The following is a 21,264-nucleotide window of genomic DNA, read 5'->3' as shown; positions in this document are numbered from 1 at the left end:
ACGTGGGCGAAAGACAGCCTACCTTCGGTAGACAGGTCTCCAACCCCAGTCCCAATCAACTTCTCGGCAAAAAGATCTCAGCCAACATACAACGAGCCGAACCCCCTCCCAACTTCTCAATCGTAGGAATCTGAGGGCTGATAATGGTCGTATACTTCTCAATTAATTGAATTTGACCTACATTCAAAGAGTCATAAGCAGCCTGTGACATCACCGTGAATTTTTCCCCTCCATCATTACATACCTCCAGCATATTTCCAGCAAAATGAAACTTCTGCTTGGCTGTAATCGGAATGACTTTTTTCCCGGATTGAGTCAGGCTCTGTTGCACCTTGAGTTTGTCGGAGGCTTTCACGATGCTTTCCAAGCAAACTACTGCCAAATCAGTACCCACATGCATCATCACATTGGTGTGATAGATGGGAACCACCTTACCTCCAGCCTCCTGAACCGCATCAAAGGCTATTACCTTGTATCCAATCAGCTTGGAGAGGTAATCCAAAGGAACCGGATGGGTACGCTCAGAAAGGCAGGCATAAATGATTTTTTGATCATGATCCATCACCATACTGCCCGTCCCCTCGAGATACTGTCCATCCTGCTCAAAAAAGCTTAAATCAATGATTTCTTTTACCTGAAATCCTGAATTCATCAGCAGCTCGATCAGGTCCTTCCGACGCTCTAGACGGCGATTAGGCGAAAACATAGGATAGAGAATGATTTTCCCATCAGGATGTGTTGAAAACCAATTATTGGGAAATACAGCGTCTGTTTTCACAGGCTTTTCCGTATCCTCAACCACCACCACTTGAACACCTTGATCCTCTAGCAGTGCCACAAATCCATCAAATTCCTTTCGAGCCAATGCTTTGATCTCGGTCGGAGCCCGCTCATCTTGCTGCTGATAAATATTATTCTCCGCCGTATCGGTATTGAAACCAAAATTGGCGGGACGAATCATGACTATAGTTTGGCTGCTTTGCATTTTAACGGGTAGATGGATAACAGTAAAGAACGGGCACGATGGAGAATCGTTTTTCGGAAAGGGTGTAGAAAGTAGCTCCCGATGGTCCGAAACCAATGGCTTCACCCTGAGGCTCAGGATTGTAAGGGAGTTCGATTGGATCTCTTTTCAAAACATCCAATAAATCTTCCCCTTCTTCCCGCTCCCAATAAAATATGGACTGGTAATTCTTAATCAGAATTTTGCTGCCATCAGCGGAAATATCCCCTGCTGTGGACATGGTAAAAGGCAGGTTGAAATGGTCTTTCATCTCAGTTTCTCCAGCCTTCTCAAAAGCCTCCTGATCAAAGCTGTAAAGAGAATTCTTATCATCCCGCTTGGAGAGTATATAAATCCGGCCATCAAGGGGATCCACCATCATCGTTTCAGCATCCCGTGCACCTTTGGGATAGGTCAGGATCGCTGCTTCCACTGCGACTTTACCAGATTGAATTCGGTTGGGTTCGGGAAAGCGATAGACAATGACTTCGTCATGCTTTGCCAGATTATCCCCAATTTCACCCACATAGACGTAAGATTCCCCATTAGGCCCCGGACCGACGGCTATCTCTTCCCAATCCCGATTTTCTACCCCCTCCAATTCCAATTTGCCCAATTCATTTCCTATAGAGTCCAAAAGGTACACAGCCGCTTCTCCCCCACTATCCGTATGCACATAGATCAGATTGGGATGCTTTCTTGAAAAAGCCAAACCGCTGATTTCTTCCAACAGCGGATTGGAAATGGTAGCGACGGCCTGACCCGCAGCGTAGGGTGAAGGGGTTTTATCAGACTGCTGCGCAAAAAGGAAAAAAGGCAAACAAGCCAAAACAAGAGCATAAATAATCTTTCGCATGCTCAAAAATAGGGATTCATATGGGCAATGTTTTGAAATACTGGTAAATTGATAGAAAAAAATCATGGATCCGCTACTCAAAAAATTAAACTTTAAGGAGGGGATGAAAATTCAAATCTGGAACTGTCCTGAAGAATTAAAAGCCCTAGAGAAAGAATGGAAATCTATGGGTTTATTGGCAAAAGACTCTGATCACCCGGACTTTCTTTTAGGTTTTGCCCTAAGCGAGGAGGAGATACGGGTACTTTTCGATCAAATGAAACCACAGCTGCGGGAAGATGAAATCTTCTGGATCGCTTATCCGAAGAAAAGCTCCAAACGCTATCAGGTATCAATCAATCGAGACAAAGGTTGGAAAGCTTTAGGAGATCAGGGGTATGAGGGCGTTCGTCAGGTTTCTATCAATGAGGACTGGTCGGCCCTACGCTGGAGAAACGTCAAATTCATCAATAAAATGACTCGAAAATTCAGCGCAAAAAATCAATGAATGGAATCCCTTGGTGACCAAAGTCCCCAAAGGATCCCTGCGAATTCTCCTTTTTAGTTCTGATTTTAAATTAACTCACCCTTGATCAAAAACTTCTTTAAGTGGCAAATCCGGATTTTCGACCAACTCGATGAGCATTGGGAGAGTCCCCGAGTCAGTAAAATGATCAGCAATCTGGTGGTAGCCTTCTTTGTCGGCGGCCTGATCATCGGTTTGCTGAATTACCTGGGCATCGCCAATCCACTTGCAGGAGTATCGGCTTTTTTTGCAATCGAACTCGCATTTACCGTTTTACTGATTTTTGAGATTCTCGGCTTGATCTTTCTGATTCCGCACTCGGTAGCTGATTCCGTAGGGAAGCAATTTGAGATTATTTCCCTACTGCTGCTTCGGGATGCCTTCAAGGAGTTTGGACATTATTTAGGAGAAATTCACTGGGATGTGGACTTCCTTTGGGAATTGGGACCAATAATCTCCGATGCTTTTGGAGCTATTCTGATCTTTTTGATCACGGGATTATTCTATCGAGCACAGCGACATATTCGTATTACCGGCAACTATGAAGAGCAATCCGGCTTTTCCAATATAAAGAAGCTGATCTCCACATACCTCGCTCTCACTTTTCTTGGCTTGGGTATTTATGATCTTTTTACCGCCTACCAAACCAATCATTTCAATTATAGTCTGGAGCTTTTCTATACCCTGTTGATCTTTGCAGATGTATTTATATTGCTCTTTTCCCTACGATATACGACCAAGTACCTCAACTTATTTCGCTATTCTTCATTTGCCTTGGCGACAATCTTCCTTCGACTGACACTTTCCGCTCCTGCATATTTCAATGTTTTGCTGGCCGTAATTGCTGGTTTGATGGTCTTGGGAGTGACCTTTATCTACAATGGGATGCTTGACAAGCGAAAAGGAGAAATAAAAGAGTAGATTTAAGTGACTGAGGGCGAAGTGGAAAGAAAAATTTATAAAATTTAGCTAAGTTTTTTTTGTGGGGGTATTTGGAAAAAATAACACATCCCTCTACATTTGCATCACGTTATCCGAAAGGGATGACGTAAAACAAAATTCCTCCTTAGCTCAGCTGGTTAGAGCACATGACTGTTAATCATGGGGTCCTTGGTTCGAGCCCAAGAGGGGGAGCCAGTTTAAAAAAGAGGTCAGAAACGACCTCTTTTTTTGTTTTAAACCTTTCCAGTTTCGTTTAAATGGACTTTTTCAACGGCTGCAGCTTTTTTATAACTCACAACTCAAGAAAAAGACCGAGCTGCAGCTAAAAATTATAATTGATTGATTATCAATCAAACACTGAGCTAAATGAAAATAGAGTCTTTTCGTTTTTTTACGTAAAGAGTGAGCTTTTTAAACCGAGATCGTCTTTTTAAGATCTTCTAATTAATCATTCCCGAACGGATCTCTAAGGCTAACACCCAAGTTATAAGGAATGTAAACACCTTCTTTCCGAAACCTTTCCCTGTTATCAAGATGAAAAGACAAAAGTCGCTTCACTCGATATTCAAGATCAGGGTCTGTATTTTGATCCATAAATTCATCCAATTCAGACTGCGTCAATGAGAAATAGTGTAAAACCAATTTTTTTCGCTCAATCTCAAACCAGGTTAGAAATTCCTCTGCAACTGCAATCAAATTATCTTCTATTTCAAATGAGAGACCTAACGGGCGGCACAATTTCCATTCAGTAGGAAAAAACTCTATGGAAGTCATCATACCTTGCAATCTCCAGTATTGATTTCTCTCAATTTTTTCTTCAATTTCCAATACCCAATCCATAAGGCTCTCTTCCAATATAGGTTCTGAAACTATTAACTGAAATCGTTGAAAATCATGCTGAAAATCCTTAATTAAGTGTATTAGTAAATCTAAAAAGGAATACAAGTTCAAAAAATCATCCCACCTACGCTTTATGTACCTGATTTTTGGATTAGGCATATTATCTAAAAAGTAAGCCATTTCTAAATTTTCCTGAATATTAAAATAAACGGGTTGATAATGGTTCAGCCAGCCCCGAAGGTCGGATAACGATACCACCTCTTCCTCATATTCTTCTTTCCAAAACGCCACTCCTTGTTTCGCTTTTTCAACTAGAAGAATGTATTCAGGGGTTTTTTGAAAAGATTCTTGATCATCCTCATAAACCCAAAAATGGTGATAATCCCCTAAACCCTCCTCTTTTTTAAATGTTACAAAACGATTACATGCAAAAATATCTTTTACTGTTTCAATACCCCCTTCATCCATTTCTGTAGCGAATCTCAAATCGAAATGAATCCCTGAGAAACCTATGAACTTATAGCCAGCTCTTCCTAGATGGGGTTCACAAGATTGATGACAGCAAATTCCCGGAAGAACAATAAGTCCACTATCCTGCGATTTATCTGGATTTTTGAAATCTTCAAAATGTTCCTCTAATCTTTCCAAGAACAAGTCTTTTGGAACATCCGAATAAGTTTGTTCATTCAACAGAATCCTTAGCCCTTCGATATCCATTCTTGCAAAGCAATCGAGAATCTTTTCAAGATGAGAGTTCATTCCAAATAGTTAAGATTTATATAAATGATTTAAAAATAAAATTCATAAATGACGTAATGGGAGCCCTAGAAATAATATTCAGCCTTATTCAATTACTTAAGTAGTTGACCTGATCAGCTAACTGCTTGTAATGTTTTTTTAGCAATTTAATTTCTTTTCCCAACCGATAAACTCGATATCCTAGGAATAGTCCAATCCAAAAAAGCACTCCCCCAAATTTGAGAAGACCCCGAGCATTATTGAAACCAGACTCCGAAATTTCAGAACTTATATAAGAATCTTGGAGTGGAATTATGATGAGTATTGTCAAAATAAAAAGCCCAAAAAAAATGATGGCCTTCTTTTTAATTCTTTCTTTTTCTAGAAGAGCATACTCAATCTCTTGTCTCTTAATTCGAAGACGTTTTAACCCAATAAATTCATGCATAATCATTTAAAAATCAATTTTATTTTCTATTTCCAATTAGAAATTAGAATTCACCAAACAACCTAACAGCAGGAAATTCAATCCATTGAAAGAAACCTTTATTAACGTAGGCAATCTGGGAGGCGTATTTGTAAGATCCATGAATAATTTCTTATAATTCTTAAGCCAACCAGAAAAATCCTTATACCTATTTAACGAATCAATCGCCTCTTATCATTAAATTTCTTTGATAAAATAATCAATTCTCCACTTGGGTCTCAAGTTTGGGACTTCATTCAAAAAGACTCTTGTGATATAAAAACAATTAAATGAAATCAGGAAAAATGCTACTTCGGGAAGGTGCCCCTTCAAGCTTAGTTCTAAATGCCCCTCCTGGATCTTCCAGCATTCTTCTAGGTGCTAAATGAAAAAATCGGGTCGAACCAGTTCTTCCTTTAGAGTTTTGTTGAATCAACATTTCCATTAAACCTAAAGAAGTATACCCATCTTCACACATTGTGATCCCATATACTTCCGGGCGATATAATTGAATCACTTTATGAGAATAAGTACTTACCAAATCACTCCTGTAAACATCACAGAGCCTTGGACTCATATCTCCTCCCCTTTTTTCAGCCATCCTGGAAGTCAAAATTGTCACAAAAACGGAGATTTTTTTCTTTTGAACAAAGTCCTGAATTTTAGAAAAATCCTCCGCATACTTTTTTACATCATATTCCCAAGTATAACTTCTGAAATAATCATCTAGCAATATGTAATCCGCATTATGCAGTTCAGCCAAAGTGAAAATCTCGTCTAAGGAAAGAATTTGATGAACAACCTTCACTCTTTTTGAAGTAAGCAAATTGTAATGTGGATAGATTTTCTCTAATGTCTCTTCAGTAGGCTCTGCTTTAAAAAAATCAGTATTTGTGATCCAAGAAGAGAAATAAAAAATAAAGTCCCGCTGCGTCATTCGTGTGAAAGCTACGATTCCTTTAAATTCCTGTCTGATTGAAAAATTCATCATCAGGTTGAAAAGCAAAGATGTCTTTCCATGTGCTGGTCTACTTGCGATTGTTACTATTTCATTCGAGAAGCCACCATTGACCAACACATCCAGATCTTTAAATCCACTCAACAGGGACTGTGTCAGGCTCCCTTCTATCCCTAATCTTTTTAAAAATTCTTCCTTATTCATTTCAATTATTTTTTCTTCAGTCACTTGGGAATAAGTTTCATAAAAAATTTCATTATATGATTAAGCTGAAAAAAAATTGACTCAAAATGTCAGGTTTTGATTATTTCCAATATTTAAAATGTTTAAGCCTACAATTATTTCCAAATAAAAATTGATGCAATCAAACCTTCTTAAAACAATTTAACGCAAGAATTTCATCAAAATCTGTGGTTCATCCGAATGAATTAAAAAGGAAAAACTACTACATGCTAGTTAAATAGCTTCGTTTCCTGTCAAACTACATTTTCAGAATTTCATCATATTAAGATTTTAAAAATTGAGAATTTTTCATATTATCGAAAAGTGATTTTTAAAGTAACGGTTGAGTCAATCATTATCCTTTTTCAATGAAAACAATCAGAGTAATCAAAATTTCTTTTAATACTCCTCTGAAAAACAGTGAAATACTAGCTTTTCGAGGTGCTATTGTTGACTTGGTGGGAAGAGATCATATAATCTTTCACAATCATATTGAAGGCAACAAATTTGACTACACCTATCCACTGATCCAGTATCAATCGAAAAAAAATAAAGCAGAAATCATTAGCATTCATCATGGGACTGAGGAGATACATCATTTATTTCTAAAAAATCTTGGTGAGATTAAAATTGGGAAAAACCCTCGCCCCCTCTTTGTTGAGAATATAAAAATCAATCAATTCAACCTAGGGGTTAACGGAACCTATCATAGATATAGATTGCAAAATTGGCTGCCTCTAAATGAATCAAACTATCGCAGGTATCAAGATTTAAGCGATTTATCAGAGAAGGTTGAGTTTTTGGAAAAAATTTTAATTGGCAATATTCTGTCTTTCGCAAAAGGGGTATCCTGGAAGATTCAAGAAAAAATCGAAGTGAAAATATCAGATATTCCAAAAGTGAATAAAGTCCGGCGCAAACAACAGGACTTGATGGCTTTCACAATTGAATTTAAATCAAACGTCCTTTTACCACCTGACATCGGCTTAGGAAAAAGCGTAAGTGTGGGATATGGAAAAATAATTAAACATTCAACTTTATGAGCAAATACCTATATGGTGCCAGTATTCAGGGCATTCAAAGCTTCATTTTTCAGACCAATAAGCTTAAAGAGATTGTAGGAGGCAGTGAGTTGGTGGAAGAGATTTGTACTACGGATTTTACTGATTTTATTTTGGAAAGCGGAATTCAATTTGAATATGATAGTGTGATTCTTCAAGCTGCTGGAAATATTAAATATCTCTTTTCAAGAAAAGAAGACTGTCAGAAAATCGTTGAGAAGTTTCCTCGCAGGGTAATGGAAAAGGCTCCGGGAATAACGGTAAGCCAAGCAGTGATAGAGCTAAAAGATAATATCTCTTTCAAGGATGCATTACAAGGCTTAGAGGATAAACTTAGAATTCAACGAAATAAAGCTAAGTATACATCAAGCCAGATCAGTCACTTTATGTATGGAGAGACAGCTAGAAGAACAGGTGGTATAGGGGTAAAGTATAATAATAAAACAGAAGTCATAGATGCAACACAAGATGCAAAATTAGTTTTCAATAAGCGTGCAAGCAAAAGGTTATACGAATCTCTTACAGGTGTTGATTATATCAAGGACAATCAAAAGATTTTTGATATGGAGGATCTCACAGGTAATAATCAAGGTGAACTTGAAACCCTTTCTTCTAAAAGTAACTGGATTGCAGTTATTCATGCAGATGGCAACAATCTTGGTAAAAAATTGATTTCCATGTACGAGAATTTGCCAGAAGATCTTGTCAGAACCACGGTAAGAGAATTTTCAAAGACTCTTGATAAAGCAACAAAATTAGCTGTCCAGGAAGCGTATAAGGAAATAATTGCTCCGCAAATAGAATCCGGTAAATTGAAGAAAATCCCTATCCGTCCAATTGTAATCGGAGGAGATGATGTAACAGCTGTTTTAAGAGGTGATTTAGCAGTTCCTTTTACAAATACATTCCTAAAGGCTTTTGAGAGACTCACCAAGGAACTATTTTCCAAATTTGAAGACGAATTAAAGCTTAAAAAATTCAATCTTGGATTTTCTGAAGGCTTAACAGCCTGTGCAGGCATTGCTTTTATCAAACCAAAATACCCATTTCACTATGGCGCCGATTTGGCTGAAGAACTCTGTGCCAAAGCAAAAAAAGTTTCCAAAACCATTGATTCAGATTTCTCTCCTTCTTCCCTATTATTTCATAAGGTTCAGTCCTCTTTTATCGATGATATGAATGAAATCGAAAAACAGGAACTTACAACTAAAGAAGGGCTAAAATTTGATTATGGCCCGTACTTCTTAAAAGAGCAAACCGGATTTGATACTGTGGACACACTTCTTTCACGTGTAGGAAAAATAAACAGACCTTCTGCACCAAAGTCAAAAATAAGAGAATGGTTGGGAATAATCAGGGATGATGAAACCCAAGCCTCATATTTAATGGCAAGAATCAAAGAGATTTTAGGTCCAAATTCTACCTACTTAACAGAATTAAACTTGAATCATCCAAAAGTAAAAAGAGGAAATTTTGAATATACGCACCTCTATGATTTGATATCACTATCCAATATTTAATCGAAAAGTTATGAAATCAATTATTTATAAAATAGAATTTTTCACCTATTGGCATATTGGATCAGGAATTACCGGAGGGACATATGCAGATAATTTAGTTTTGAAAGATTCCAATAACTTACCCTACATCCCAGGCAGAACTATGAAAGGGCTATTTAGAGAAGCTTCAGAAGAAATCGCCAGGTTAAATAAGGAAATGATTTCGTCCAAAGAAGTAGAAATCATATTTGGAAAACGAGAAGGGCATGGAATGCAGGACGAGTCTTGTGCTTTTTTCAAAGATGCGGTTATTTCTAGATCATTAGCTGAAAAAATCCTAGAAAATAGTCAACAAGAGACTTTGTATGAGGTTATTTCATCCACGAAAATAGACTTGAATGGTCTTGCAGATGACGGTAGTCTGAGGCAAATGGAGGTTACTGTTCCTTTAACACTTTTTGGCACTATAGTGCTTTTCAAAGATGTTGCCCCCCATCTCTTAACACAATCAGTAAATTGGGTTAAAAGTCTAGGATTGAATAGAAACAGAGGCTTGGGTAGATGTCAAATTTCAATACTATAATCAGGTAAAAAGCTATGAAAAAATATGAATTCCACATCCGACTTTTATCGGACTTAGTATTGACTAGCAGTGCTGCAACAGAATCGCATTCATCCTCCTTAAACTACATTCCGGGATCAAAATTTTTGGGGATAGTAGCCAAAAGCCTTTACAAGATGGATGATGAAAAATCCACTTTGGAAATTTTTCATTCGGGAAAGGTGATTTTTAGTGATGCGCATCCCATTATTGAAAAGAAGAGATTCTACCCTTCTCCTGCTAATTATTATTTCAAAAAAGGTGAAGGATTAGGAAATGAGATTTTTCTGCATCATAATCTGGATAAGAAAACCCAAAAGAAATTAAGAACTGAAAACATTCAATTGAAGCAATCCAGGACAGGGTACATTCAACCTGAGTTAAAGAAATATTTGGCTATAAAACAAAATTACAGGTTAAAATCAGCTTATGACCCAACCTTAAGAAAATCTAAAGACAGTCAAATGTTTGGGTACTTTAGTGTTCCGGCACATACTGAGTTTGTTTTTACTGTAGAAGATCAGACTGGGCAATATATTGAAGAAATAAAGAAAGCTTTAATTGGAAAAAAACAGATTGGAAGATCTAAATCTGCAGAATATGGATTGGTAGAAATAGAGTTCAATGGGGAGTTGAAACCCATATATCAAATCAATTTGACTGGAAGAACAGTTATTTACGCACAAAGCAATCTGTGCTTTATTAACAATTTTGGCCAAACTACAGCTTTACCTGAGGCAGAACAGCTAACAGGAATTTCTGAAAGCGAAATAATTTGGGAGCAATCACAGATCAGAAGCAGGAAATATCAAAGTTGGAACGGGACCAGAAACAGCAAAGATGCAGATCGAATAATTATTGAAAAGGGATCTGTTTTTGTCGTGAATTTAAAAAGGCCTATTGACTCTGATTTTTTTGAAGGTGGTGTAGGTTCTTATAAATCCGAGGGATTTGGAAAAGTGTTGGTCAACCCTGATTTTTTACCTGTGGAAGGTGTCAATCTAGGCTTTTCATTTTCATCTCAAAAAAAAGCAGTCTCAAGTTTTGAGCTATATGCTGACGTGGTAGATGAAGCTATCGATGTTGTAATCAAAACTTTAAAGAATAGAGAAAATCTACATTCATTCGATCAGGAAGTAAAGTCGGAGGTCAAAGGATTTCTGGAAAATCACCGTCATTATTTTAAAATGGTGAGTAAGAGCCAATGGGGGACTTTAAGAGCGTATGCGAAACAATGTCTAACCCTTCAGGCATTTGATGCATTAGTCTTTGGTAATTCTGATGTAAAAGGATTAGAAGGATTTGTTTATAAAGGATCATCCCAAAATCAATGGAAAGTTGGTGGTGATTTTTTAAGAAAAGAGCTGAAAAGGATTGCAGAAAATAAAGGGGAGAAATTTGCCCTTTCTTTCATTCAGAAACTATCTTCAGAAATTAAAACCCAGTAAAGATGAATTATACCTATAGATATATTGCGCAAATTACCATTGAGGCACAAAGCGCATTTGCCATTAATTCAGGCAAGGTGGGTTTGCTGCATGACAATGTTGTGTCTAAAGACGCCAATGGTCTTCCATACATCCCCGGGACATCTTTGGCAGGTATCATCAGACATGCCGCAATTAAAAATGGAATTGCGGAAGAAATTTTCGGAAACGGAGGAAGCGAAGGTTTTGGCAGCAGGGTTTTGTTTTCTCCGGGCCTGATGGTCGGGGAGAATGGTAAAGTAGTGGAAGGCTTGAAGGATTTAGACTTTAATGATGGATTCTACAGCCATTTCAAACAACTTCCTTATCGTGATCATGTTAAAATAAATGACAGGGGAACAGCTGTTGATCGTGCTAAATTTGATGAAGAGCTGGTTTTTAAAGGGACAAGATTTGTGTTTGAAATTGAACTCGTAGGAAATCAAGATGATCAACAAAGCTGGGAAAAACTATTAAAGTTGATAAACAGTCCAGAGTTCAGAATCGGCTCAGGAACAAGAAAAGGACATGGAAATTTTTCACCTATTGAGGAGGTTTGTTTTCAAGTAATCTATGATTTAGCGCAAAAAGAAGAACTTGAAGCTTATTTAACCAAATCCGCCTCCTTGAATCAAATTTTACCTAAAAGTTCTCCTCTCAAATTTGAAGATACTGCTATTAATAATTGGAAGAGGTACGGTTTAAAATTGACTCCAAATAATTTCTTTCTTTTTGGAGCAGGTTATGGTGATGAGGAAGCAGATCGAGTCGGTAAAAAAGAAAAATATATTCGGTGGGAAGATGGAAAGCCTAATCTACTCGAGGAGGACTTTATTTTGATACCTGCTACATCAATCAAAGGAGCCTTGTGGCATAGAGTTGCTTTTTATTATAATAATGAATCCGGTAATGTGATTGGTGAGCCAACAAATGCGCAGCCACCAAGTAAAGAATTTCCAATAGAAACGTTTTTGGATCAACTTAAAGGAATAAGAGAAAAAACCAACATCGAAGTGACCTCGGAAGATGAAGTTTATGAAAACTTAATCAAGGAGATAGAAAATTTCAATTTTGAGGAAATAGATGCGTGGAAAAAATACATGGAATACCTCGAAGATGAAGGAGTAAAAATCAGTAAATCTTCTACTTTATCCAATGATGAAAATAAAGGGGTAAATGAGCTTTTTGGTTTTGCTAAAGATTCAGAAAGGAAAGTTTCCGGAAAACGAGGGGCTGTACTTTTGAATGATCTTTACATTCCTTATGATAAAAAGAAAGAAAAAGTTTTTAATCATGTTAAAATCGACCGCTTCACCGGTGGTGCATTAGACGGTGCTCTTTTTCAAGAAAAAGCTTTCCATTCCAATGAGCCAATTGAATTGGAGTTATGGGTTGAATCTTCTGTTTTGAACGATGATCAAATCAAAAAGGCTTTTGAAAAAAGCTTGGATGACCTGGTTTCAGGAAATTTACCTTTGGGCGGGATGACTACCAAAGGTCATGGTTTTTTTAAAGGTGAAAAATTAGAGAAAAAATGAAGAAAATAGATATATCAGCGATAGACCTTAATCTAGAATATGAAGGTTATTTATGGCAGTCAGACTCCAAAAAACCTTTGATCCTTAAAAACAGCAAAGTTCCTCAGGATATTTTCACAAACCTCCCTTTTGTAATTGAAGGCTATCTATTTTGTGCATCACAAAATGGACTCAGTATAAAAATCTCTCATTTTGATGGGGCATATCATGTCTTTGCAGTGGAACTGAATCAGATTTCAAATGATCGTCTTACATCAAATTCATTTGTAGCAAGAAATTTTGATCAGGACATCAAGTTCATCAATAGTGTACAGTTTTGGGAGTCAGTTCCTGATGAGCTATGTGAAAATATGAGTGTATTAGAGCCCGCATGGGTAGCATTCTCTGGATTTAATTAAGACTTTAAATTTGAAAAACATGATAACTGCACCATATAATTTTGTTCCTCTTAATAAGAAAGTAGTAGAAGCTTACTGGGCTGACCAAATCAGTCATGATAAGCCATTCAAAGAGTTTCAATCAGGGACATTGGAGGTTGAGATGACTGCCGAAAATCCTATTTATATTAGAAATGGAGGTAAAACTATTTTTATTACCAATAATAAAGGCGAAAAAGAAGAAATCCCTGATCCAGAGTTCAATAATTTCAACGGCCGTTATTTTATTCCTGGATCCAGCATCAAAGGGATGCTACGAAGCGTAGTTGAAATCATGTCATTTGGTAAACTGGAGGATAAAGTAAATGATGTCAGGCTTTCTTTACGGGATTTTCAAAATAATTTTTTATATCCAAAATCAGATCTTTCTAAAGAATCTCAGGCTGGATGGTTAAGGTTTGACGGTGTATCCTACTACCTAAAGCCATGCGGAAGACCAGGAAGAATTAAACATGTTGATTTGGATGTTTTGACAAGACAAAAACCAATTTCAAAATATTATCAAGATTCCAGGAACGTTTCAAATGACAAGCAGAAATCTGCAAAATCTAAATACGAACTTTTTCAAATCACAAATGAGACCTTAACCTTTTCTGAAGAGGGTGAAGAAGATGGGATCGGTAGAAAGAAATTCTTGATAGATGCCAATGGACCCTATAAAGGTAAGATTGTCTTTACAGGACAGCCAAGTGTCAGAAAAGAACCCAATAGAGGCAAACAATACGAGTTCATATTTTTTGAAAGGGATTATGAAGAAATCAAAATTTCAAACGATGATCCGGAATTTCAAATCATCAAGAACTTCTTTTTTGCTTACTATGACCATGATAGAAACCAACAAAAAGAGGACTGGAAGTGGAGAAAGAAGCAATTGACATCAGGGGAATCTATACCTGTTTTTTTCAGATTAAAAGATCAAAACAAACCTGTTTCCAAACCCAATATCAAGGATATTGGCTTATCGTTACTTTATAAAATCACTTACAATAAATCAATTGTTGAATCTATAAGATCATCTCAAGATAATGTTAAAAGAGATCTTTCTGAAACCATTTTCGGATATACTGTAGGGGATAAAGAAAAAAAAGAACAATCACTTAAGGGAAGGGTTTGGATCAGTCATGCGTTTGCAGAAGGCAACCCTGTGTCCCTCGGCCTGAAATTAGAAGTTTTGGCTGGCCCAAAACCTACTTATTATCCCAATTATATTAAACAAAATGAGACCAATGGAAAGGTGGTTGGCAGGTACTCCACCTTTATGGATAAAGAGTCTGAGATTAGAGGATATAAACGGTATCCAGTCAGATTTGCTGAAGAAATTGCTACAAACCCTCCTCCTAAAAATGAAAGAACAGGAGAGATTAATGAAAAAGTAGCGACCAGGTTTAAACCCTTGGACAAAGGCACAAAGTTTAAATTTTTGATCACCTATCACAATTTAAAAAAAACAGAATTAGGGGCATTGATTTCTGCCATTACATTTCACTTGAATGATGGTTACAGCCATTCTATTGGGATGGGGAAATCCCTAGGATATGGAAGAGTCAACCTAAGAATTGTCAATAAAACCCTAGAAGAACTAAAGCCACTCTCCTCAGAATTCGAAGCTTTCATGAATTGGTCATTGGGGCTTCCTGGTTTAAACTGGCATCAATCTGAGCAAATTAAGGCCTTGTTCACTCTGAGTAAACCTTTTCCAGGGCTAAATAGTAAGTTGAAATTCATGGCAAAACCTGCTGATTTTGCTGCGGCAAAAGGTAAAAAAAAAGAGGACCCAAAATATGCGCTGCAAAAGTATACAGATATCGTAGGTCAATCCATTGAAATAAACTCCTTGTTATCGATAGAGTCGTTAAATAAATTTTTTCAAAGATTTGAAGATGATAAGATTCAATCCCAATCGTTATCCGATAATGATCCAGGAAGTGAATGGGTCGAGTTTTATTTGAATAAATTAAAGGGGGAGGTAAACAGTTTGATAAATGAAAAAAAGGGCAAGCTGATTGAAGAAATTCATCGACTACAAAATGAAAATGAAAGACTTAAAGCAGAGATGCTCATTGAGAAAGCAAAAGCAATTGATGAAGAAAACAGAAAAAAACAAATGGAAGCTGGACTCGATTTATCATCCGTAAAAATCAATTCACGGGCTTTTGATGAAATTTCAAAAAAAGTGAATCAATATATCAAAAAGCTTCCAAATGAACTTCTCACGAGAGAAGATGATATCGCAACTTTAAAATTGAAAGTTATCGAAGTCCTAGAAAAATTTACACAAAAAGAATTGGATAAATGGAATGGCAGACCTTTGGAGTCCAATCCATATTATCAAAAGATAGCTAGGTGGGTAGGTGAAGAAAGTGCAGAAAGTTTCTTTTAAAATCAATCTTCTAACATGACCCACCTTGTCTGCATTATTTCCGATCAAGCCGTACCTAACCTTTTATTTATCAGGCAATTTAAACATCCCGATTCAGAGTTTTTCTTTATCTCCAGCAAAGAAATGGAAGAAAAAAACTCGACCAAAAACCTGATAGTTTCATTAAAGCTCAACCAAGACAAATTTCATACAATACTGATAGATGCAAATGACGCCTTGAATATTTTTGATCAGCTCAAAGCTTTTCCATTTCCTGAACAAGCAGCCTATGCTGTAAATATCACAGGAGGAAATAAGCTGATGTCCCAAATGGTTTTTCAGCATTTTTTGAATTTCGAATCGAGAATGTATTATGCCCCTATCGACTCACCAGAATACCAACAACTCTATCCGGAAATAAAATCAATTCCAAAAAACACAGAAGTAAAAACCTCCTTGCAGGATTACCTGATGGCTTATGGTTTTTTGATTCACGATAGCCTTCTGTATTACGAAGAGAAACCTTCGCCTGAGGCTCTCATGAACAAAATATTAAAAACAAAACATCCCGGAAAGGTCAAAGAAATCACTGAGGCTCTAGATGAAGAAAACACCAAAGAGTCAAAATCCTATTTAAGCGGGGAGTGGTTTGAATTGTATTGCTATAAATTCTTTAAAAATGCTTTTCAGCTTAAAGATAACCAAATTGCCTGTAGCGTGAAAATTAAGCGATTGGGCAGTGATTCACAACATGAAAATGACAATGAAGTTGACCTGATGTTTGTTCACCAAAATGATCTTTATGTGATGGAGTGTAAAGTATATAAATCAGACAAAATAAGGGCTGAAAAATTTACGCGTCCAATGTATAAACTGGCTTCCTTATCTCAATCAAAAAACTTCGGACTGAAATCAAAAAAGTACCTTGCCGTACTTTGCAATAAACCTAAGGACCCGAAAGCAATAAGTCAGATAGAAAACGCAGTGCAAACACTTGGTATCGATAAAATTCTTGATATAGAGGCATTTGCCAATTATACTGGTAAAGATATTTTGAGAGTGGATCAGGAATTCAAGGTAGCACAATTATTAAAAAAGTTTAATGATTGAATCATGAAAAATAAAAGAGTAGTGGTGTCTCTTGTCAGTCTGCAGACAATTCCCAATGTATTATTTATAAAAGAAAAAGGACCGGTAGACCTTCATATCTTCATCACCACTAAAGGAATGGAAAAAAAAGGAGTGACTTCGCAAATCCTAGAGGCTTGTCAAGCAGAAATCAAAGAATCTACGACGATTGAGGTAGATGAATATAATCTAAAAGGATTTGAATCGAATATTTCCAGTAAACTCCAACTAGAATCTGGCATAGAGATTTTTTTAAACCTCACCGGTGGTACGAAAATCATGGCATTAGGAGCTTACAATTTTTTTCTCTCCAAATTTCCAAATAGTACCAAAGTATTTTACTTGGATGGAGGAAAGAATCAGTTTCGACAGATTTTTCCTGAAATCACTGAAAATATCATTACTCATCAGTACAAAATTGATTTGGCTACCTATCTAAAGGCAAATGGAGTGAAGGATGGAGCTAATAGGTATTATGAGACAAAAGATATTCTCAAAAGGAACAAGACCCATCGGGATTATCAGCATTCTGAAAAAATTCTTGACATATTTTTGAGTAGCAAAGATCATAAAGTAATTCAAGCTATTAATTTTTTACATAGCAATGGATTGCGCGAAAAACTAGTTAAGCTCGAGGAATACCCTGGTTTTAACAATCATTATGCTGAGCTAATCCGCTTTGGATTTGAACCGACTAACAAAGCAAAGGGCTGGCTATCAACCAAAGAAACCAAATATTTGACGGGTGATTGGTTTGAAGAATATGTTTTATTCACCCTAAAGAAAATATTTGGTTTTGAAGGACCGGAAATTGGAATGGGAGTCCATATCTATAGAGAAGGAAGTCCAAATGAAATCGATATTCTATTCACGTACAAAAACTCTCTCTATTTTATCGAGTGTAAATCTACCATATCGATAGATGATAAAATAAATAATTCGCTTTATAATGAAACTCTCTACAAAGCTGCCGCATTGAAGAAAGATTTTGGACTTTACGTCCACACGTATCTTTTTTGTACAGATGATTTGGACCAGTTGAATGCTAATCAAAAAAATAGAGCGAAATATCTGGGGATTACACTTGTGGGAGCAAATTATTTAAAAGATGAGTCTAAACTCAAAAAGCTCTTTGATCTCTGAACCGTAATGCTCCTCAATCTCTCCAACCACCCATCTGCAGCTTGGTCTAGTGCACAGGTTCAGGCAGCAATTAAATCCTATGGTAGCATAGAGGATATGCCCTTCCCTCCTATTGATCCGAAAGCTGATGAGTCCGCGATACAGGAATTGGCTATTATATATCTGGAAAAAATTCGGGACATCAATCCAAATGCTGTGCATATAATGGGTGAATTAACTTTCACATTTGAATTGGTTCGCTTACTCCAAACTCACGGAATAACCTGTATTGCCTCCACCACCCACCGTAGTACTATCGAACTGGAAGATGGTACCAAAAATGTAAAATTTGAATTTGTGAGATTTAGAGCCTATTGACTATGAACGATCATTTGCAACTCACCCCGCAGCAACAGGAAGCAATCGATCAAATAAAAAAATTCCTTCAACTTCCTGGACAAGCTTTCTTCATTCTTAAAGGCTATGCAGGAACTGGAAAGACTACGATGCTCCAAGAGCTAGCGCACTACCTCGAAGACTCGCAAATTGAATTTTCACTGCTAGCTCCTACTGGTAGAGCTGCGGCAGTCCTCAGCGCCAAAACAGGCTTCTCGGCAAGAACCATCCACTCAGAGCTATATCACTTCAAAGATATCGATGGTGATGCGCCTGCCGAGAAGGAAAGCACCGAGGTAGAAGACTATGGTCAGATGCGACTTCTTTTTCAAATTCGCCAAGCAGATGAAAATTCAGAAAAAGTATATATCGTCGACGAAGCCTCGATGATCGGGGATGAACGTAGCGATGAGACTTCATTCGCTTCTTTTGGTTCTGGCCATCTTTTGACTGATTTCCTGACTTTGGTAGGCAGCAATAAAGTGATATTTGCAGGGGACCCCTGTCAGCTACCGCCTGTCGGCAGTGATGACAGTCCTGCCCTGACGGTAGATTTTTTTAAGAATCTGGGGAAAGAGGTCCATTCTTATGAACTCACCCATATTTTGAGACAAAAACAAGACTCTGATGTACTAAAACTCGCTACTCAGATCCGAAGGATGACGAGCATCACATTCAAGTCTAAATGGGTCAAAATACCTGCAAAAACTACAGAAAACATTCAATTGGTTGGATTTGACCAAATGAAGGAAATGTATATCGAAGACCTCTTGGCAAACGGGACCGATCAGATCACTGCCATCAGTCAGAGTAATCTGAATTGCCATCATATCAATCTCGAAGTACGAAAGCACCTCTATGGCAATGCACATAGCCCATTACAAGCGGGCGATTTGCTCATGGTCACCCAAAACAACTACATCGTCCCACTGACAAATGGTGACTTTGTCGAAATTCTAGAAGTAGGCAATCCACTCACTGTCAAGGGAATCAACTTTGTAGAGGTGACTGTCAAAGCCAGACTTACAGGCAAAGCACATCAAATCATTCTTTGTCTTGAGCCTCTTCACAATGGACGGACCAATCTCAACCTGGAACAGCAAAGGCTGCTAATGATTGACTTTAGCCAGCGAATGCGTACGAAAAAGATCAAACCTAAGACAGATATTTATTTTGCAGCCATGCAAAAAGACCCAATCTTAAATAGCCTTCGAGCCAACTATGGCTATGCGGTCACCTGCCACAAAAGTCAAGGTGGAGAGTGGGAAAAAATCTATTTCTTTTTGCAAAAGGGCATGTATGTGATGAATCCTCCTTCGCTGACGCGATGGTGGTATACCGGCGTCACCCGAGCAAAAGAGAAGCTAGTACTCGCTCAGGATTGGTGGATAGGGTAAGCTACCCTTTGGGGTTTCCAAAAGCTCAGAAGTTTCAAAATCAAAGTATGATGCAAATTTCTAAACTTGTAAAAGTTAAGCTTCAATAGATTTTAAGAAAAAGGAATTGCAGTGCTCCAATCCGTCAAGGGTAAGAAAGAATGGGGTTGGAAACTAATCCGGGTCAAATCAAATTGAATAAAAGAAAACCTTTAAAACCATAAAAAAGAATTAAATTAGAATCAAACAAGAAGAAAATTGAGTTTTATTTTCGTAAAACTAAAGATATTATCCCGAGATTTTGATCATAAGTCATTGAGAAACAGTAAGAATTGGATCTAGGTCTCAGAGTACTGCATCCACTAAAACAAGGATTAAGACATCACTCTCACGTTATCAATTTTCTAACAAAACACTCAGAGTACTGCATCCACTAAAACAAGGATTAAGACAAGTCGTACTCCGTTCCAACGATTCCAACTGTAGGCCTCAGAGTACTGCATCCACTAAAACAAGGATTAAGACCACTTACGTATTTTTGTTACAACTTAATGTTTTTTCTCAGAGTACTGCATCCACTAAAACAAGGATTAAGACTATTTCGTTTTGTTCATTTACAGCCAGTCTGACTGGCTCAGAGTACTGCATCCACTAAAACAAGGATTAAGACAATTACCCCAAGGATCTTCTATTTTACCATTGTTTCTCAGAGTACTGCATCCACTAAAACAAGGATTAAGACAAGAGTTGAGTTGATTGCTCCGTCAACCACACGACCCTCAGAGTACTGCATCCACTAAAACAAGGATTAAGACGTCTGAAACATAATGGGTTACGCGTGGACTACCAACTCAGAGTACTGCATCCACTAAAACAAGGATTAAGACTTGGGAACATTTTCTTTACGTCTGAACATATAATCTCAGAGTACTGCATCCACTAAAACAAGGATTAAGACTTAAAATCATCAACCATTTTCATAGTTTGCTCAACTCAGAGTACTGCATCCACTAAAACAAGGATTAAGACGGTATTATACCAACCAGAAAGATCTCCATTAGGCACTCAGAGTACTGCATCCACTAAAACAAGGATTAAGACTCTTCTTCAAAAGAAGTACGAGAATATGATCTCTTCTCAGAGTACTGCATCCACTAAAACAAGGATTAAGACTCTCTAAGTCAGATTCTGTTACCCAAACGCATATGTCTCAGAGTACTGCATCCACTAAAACAAGGATTAAGACGTTGACTTGTAGATTGGAGCTTCAGCGTTAAACGCCTCAGAGTACTGCATCCACTAAAACAAGGAGGGACGAGCGTTAAGAAACAGTCCAGTGGACTGGTTTAGCGAGTAGCCAGCTTGCAGGGTGGGCTAATCGTACATCTAGTATCTTTACGAAAACATCTGCACCCGCCTCGGCGGGCAGGTCCACTAAAACAAGGATTAAGACTTTCATATTCCTTTCATCAATCCAATTCATTGTTCTCAGAGTACTGCATCCACTAAAACAAGGATTAAGACAATTTCAGGTTCCAATGTGCAGGACGGCTGTGTACGGCTCAGAGTACTGCATCCACTAAAACAAGGATTAAGACTCTGGCAACCCCTGAAGTTCTGCTTTCTCCTCAATCTCTCAGAGTACTGCATCCACTAAAACAAGGAGGACGGAGCGTTTAAAAATCTGCCCTTGGGCCGATTTTAGCGACGGGCCAGCTTGCAGGGAGGGCTAATGGTATATCTCGTATCTT

17 protein-coding genes, 1 tRNA gene and 1 CRISPR repeat array are annotated in these 21,264 nt (G+C 37.5%); of the genes, 14 read left to right on the top strand and 4 right to left on the bottom strand.

Annotated elements, in window-relative coordinates:
- Nucleotides 1–55: 55 nt before the first annotated feature.
- The gene (gene ctlX / locus CDH51_RS17260) at nucleotides 56–985 is read right to left on the bottom strand and encodes a citrulline utilization hydrolase CtlX (RefSeq protein WP_232724847.1); all 930 of its coding nucleotides are present in this window, start codon (nucleotides 983–985) and stop codon (nucleotides 56–58) included.
- Nucleotide 986: 1 nt separating this feature from the next.
- Nucleotides 987–1,859 carry a hypothetical protein gene (locus CDH51_RS17255; protein ID WP_157807156.1) on the bottom strand — a complete coding sequence of 291 codons (873 nt, stop codon included), beginning with the start codon at nucleotides 1,857–1,859 and terminating at the stop codon, nucleotides 987–989.
- A 64-nt stretch (nucleotides 1,860–1,923) separates the two neighbouring features.
- Between CDH51_RS17255 and CDH51_RS17250 the strand changes: the two genes are divergently transcribed.
- From CDH51_RS17250 to CDH51_RS17240, 3 genes are all read left to right on the top strand, one after another.
- Entirely contained in the window at nucleotides 1,924–2,346 is a 423-nt protein-coding gene (locus CDH51_RS17250) for a hypothetical protein (RefSeq protein ID WP_100629785.1), read from the top strand.
- A gap of 81 nt (nucleotides 2,347–2,427) precedes the next feature.
- A complete protein-coding gene (locus CDH51_RS17245; RefSeq protein ID WP_100629784.1) occupies nucleotides 2,428–3,285 on the top strand; it encodes a hypothetical protein in 858 nt (285 codons plus the stop codon).
- 139 nt (nucleotides 3,286–3,424) lie between these two features.
- A tRNA-Asn gene (locus CDH51_RS17240) sits at nucleotides 3,425–3,501 on the top strand.
- Nucleotides 3,502–3,750: 249 nt separating this feature from the next.
- On the opposite strand, the gene CDH51_RS17235 is transcribed toward CDH51_RS17240, so the two are convergent.
- Together CDH51_RS17235 and CDH51_RS17225 are read right to left on the bottom strand one after the other, a co-directional pair.
- Nucleotides 3,751–4,863, bottom strand: a complete 1,113-nt coding sequence (locus tag CDH51_RS17235) for a hypothetical protein (protein ID WP_157807155.1) — start codon at nucleotides 4,861–4,863, stop codon at nucleotides 3,751–3,753.
- 773 nt (nucleotides 4,864–5,636) lie between these two features.
- The gene (locus CDH51_RS17225) at nucleotides 5,637–6,512 is read right to left on the bottom strand and encodes a DnaB-like helicase C-terminal domain-containing protein (RefSeq protein WP_157807154.1); all 876 of its coding nucleotides are present in this window, start codon (nucleotides 6,510–6,512) and stop codon (nucleotides 5,637–5,639) included.
- Between the two features lie 386 nt (nucleotides 6,513–6,898).
- Between CDH51_RS17225 and CDH51_RS17220 the strand changes: the two genes are divergently transcribed.
- The 11 genes from CDH51_RS17220 to CDH51_RS17170 all read left to right on the top strand — a co-directional run bounded on the left by CDH51_RS17220 (nucleotide 6,899) and on the right by CDH51_RS17170 (nucleotide 19,534).
- On the top strand, nucleotides 6,899–7,573 hold the full coding sequence (locus CDH51_RS17220; protein ID WP_100629780.1) for a CRISPR-associated endonuclease Cas6: 675 nt from the start codon (nucleotides 6,899–6,901) through the stop codon (nucleotides 7,571–7,573).
- A gap of 131 nt (nucleotides 7,574–7,704) precedes the next feature.
- Nucleotides 7,705–9,111 (top strand): Cas10/Cmr2 second palm domain-containing protein, encoded by a 1,407-nt coding sequence (locus tag CDH51_RS17215; RefSeq protein WP_157807153.1) that lies wholly within the window; start codon nucleotides 7,705–7,707, stop codon nucleotides 9,109–9,111.
- A 10-nt stretch (nucleotides 9,112–9,121) separates the two neighbouring features.
- Nucleotides 9,122–9,673, top strand: coding sequence for an RAMP superfamily CRISPR-associated protein (locus CDH51_RS17210; RefSeq protein WP_100629778.1), 552 nt, complete (start codon nucleotides 9,122–9,124; stop codon nucleotides 9,671–9,673).
- Nucleotides 9,674–9,687: 14 nt separating this feature from the next.
- On the top strand, nucleotides 9,688–11,139 hold the full coding sequence (locus CDH51_RS17205; RefSeq protein ID WP_100629777.1) for a hypothetical protein: 1,452 nt from the start codon (nucleotides 9,688–9,690) through the stop codon (nucleotides 11,137–11,139).
- Nucleotides 11,140–11,141: 2 nt separating this feature from the next.
- Nucleotides 11,142–12,695, top strand: coding sequence for an RAMP superfamily CRISPR-associated protein (locus CDH51_RS17200; RefSeq protein WP_100629776.1), 1,554 nt, complete (start codon nucleotides 11,142–11,144; stop codon nucleotides 12,693–12,695).
- Entirely contained in the window at nucleotides 12,692–13,093 is a 402-nt protein-coding gene (locus CDH51_RS17195) for a TIGR04423 family type III CRISPR-associated protein (protein WP_100629775.1), read from the top strand. Before CDH51_RS17200 ends, CDH51_RS17195 begins: the two co-directional genes overlap by 4 nt.
- A 19-nt stretch (nucleotides 13,094–13,112) precedes the next feature.
- Nucleotides 13,113–15,512, top strand: coding sequence for a TIGR03986 family type III CRISPR-associated RAMP protein (locus CDH51_RS17190; protein ID WP_100629774.1), 2,400 nt, complete (start codon nucleotides 13,113–13,115; stop codon nucleotides 15,510–15,512).
- 15 nt (nucleotides 15,513–15,527) lie between these two features.
- Nucleotides 15,528–16,601: a Card1-like endonuclease domain-containing protein gene (locus CDH51_RS17185; RefSeq protein WP_100629773.1), complete on the top strand. Its 1,074-nt coding sequence runs from the start codon at nucleotides 15,528–15,530 to the stop codon at nucleotides 16,599–16,601.
- Nucleotides 16,602–16,604: 3 nt separating this feature from the next.
- Nucleotides 16,605–17,762, top strand: a complete 1,158-nt coding sequence (locus CDH51_RS17180; RefSeq protein ID WP_100629772.1) for a Card1-like endonuclease domain-containing protein — start codon at nucleotides 16,605–16,607, stop codon at nucleotides 17,760–17,762.
- Between the two features lie 6 nt (nucleotides 17,763–17,768).
- Nucleotides 17,769–18,119 carry a CRISPR-associated protein gene (locus CDH51_RS17175; protein WP_100629771.1) on the top strand — a complete coding sequence of 117 codons (351 nt, stop codon included), beginning with the start codon at nucleotides 17,769–17,771 and terminating at the stop codon, nucleotides 18,117–18,119.
- A gap of 2 nt (nucleotides 18,120–18,121) precedes the next feature.
- Nucleotides 18,122–19,534 (top strand): ATP-dependent DNA helicase, encoded by a 1,413-nt coding sequence (locus CDH51_RS17170; protein ID WP_100629770.1) that lies wholly within the window; start codon nucleotides 18,122–18,124, stop codon nucleotides 19,532–19,534.
- 323 nt (nucleotides 19,535–19,857) lie between these two features.
- Nucleotides 19,858–20,831: a CRISPR direct-repeat array (repeat unit 37 nt; unit sequence CTCAGAGTACTGCATCCACTAAAACAAGGATTAAGAC).
- Nucleotides 20,832–21,264 lie beyond the last annotated feature (433 nt).

The organism is Algoriphagus formosus (assembly GCF_002807035.1).
Classification (GTDB): domain Bacteria; phylum Bacteroidota; class Bacteroidia; order Cytophagales; family Cyclobacteriaceae; genus Algoriphagus; species Algoriphagus formosus.
This window is presented reverse-complemented; position numbering and strand designations above follow the sequence as displayed.

Bases quoted from the DNA above. Each gene is read 5' to 3' on its own strand.
- ctlX (WP_232724847.1), bottom strand. From the start codon at position 985: ATGCAAAGCAGCCAAACTATAGTCATGATTCGTCCCGCCAATTTTGGT.
- CDH51_RS17255 (WP_157807156.1), bottom strand. From the start codon at position 1,859: ATGCGAAAGATTATTTATGCTCTTGTTTTGGCTTGTTTGCCTTTTTTC.
- CDH51_RS17250 (WP_100629785.1), top strand. From the start codon at position 1,924: ATGGATCCGCTACTCAAAAAATTAAACTTTAAGGAGGGGATGAAAATT.
- CDH51_RS17235 (WP_157807155.1), bottom strand. From the start codon at position 4,863: ATGGATATCGAAGGGCTAAGGATTCTGTTGAATGAACAAACTTATTCG.
- CDH51_RS17225 (WP_157807154.1), bottom strand. From the start codon at position 6,512: ATGAATAAGGAAGAATTTTTAAAAAGATTAGGGATAGAAGGGAGCCTG.
- CDH51_RS17220 (WP_100629780.1), top strand. From the start codon at position 6,899: ATGAAAACAATCAGAGTAATCAAAATTTCTTTTAATACTCCTCTGAAA.
- CDH51_RS17210 (WP_100629778.1), top strand. From the start codon at position 9,122: ATGAAATCAATTATTTATAAAATAGAATTTTTCACCTATTGGCATATT.
- CDH51_RS17205 (WP_100629777.1), top strand. From the start codon at position 9,688: ATGAAAAAATATGAATTCCACATCCGACTTTTATCGGACTTAGTATTG.
- CDH51_RS17200 (WP_100629776.1), top strand. From the start codon at position 11,142: ATGAATTATACCTATAGATATATTGCGCAAATTACCATTGAGGCACAA.
- CDH51_RS17195 (WP_100629775.1), top strand. From the start codon at position 12,692: ATGAAGAAAATAGATATATCAGCGATAGACCTTAATCTAGAATATGAA.
- CDH51_RS17190 (WP_100629774.1), top strand. From the start codon at position 13,113: ATGATAACTGCACCATATAATTTTGTTCCTCTTAATAAGAAAGTAGTA.
- CDH51_RS17185 (WP_100629773.1), top strand. From the start codon at position 15,528: ATGACCCACCTTGTCTGCATTATTTCCGATCAAGCCGTACCTAACCTT.
- CDH51_RS17180 (WP_100629772.1), top strand. From the start codon at position 16,605: ATGAAAAATAAAAGAGTAGTGGTGTCTCTTGTCAGTCTGCAGACAATT.
- CDH51_RS17175 (WP_100629771.1), top strand. From the start codon at position 17,769: ATGCTCCTCAATCTCTCCAACCACCCATCTGCAGCTTGGTCTAGTGCA.
- CDH51_RS17170 (WP_100629770.1), top strand. From the start codon at position 18,122: ATGAACGATCATTTGCAACTCACCCCGCAGCAACAGGAAGCAATCGAT.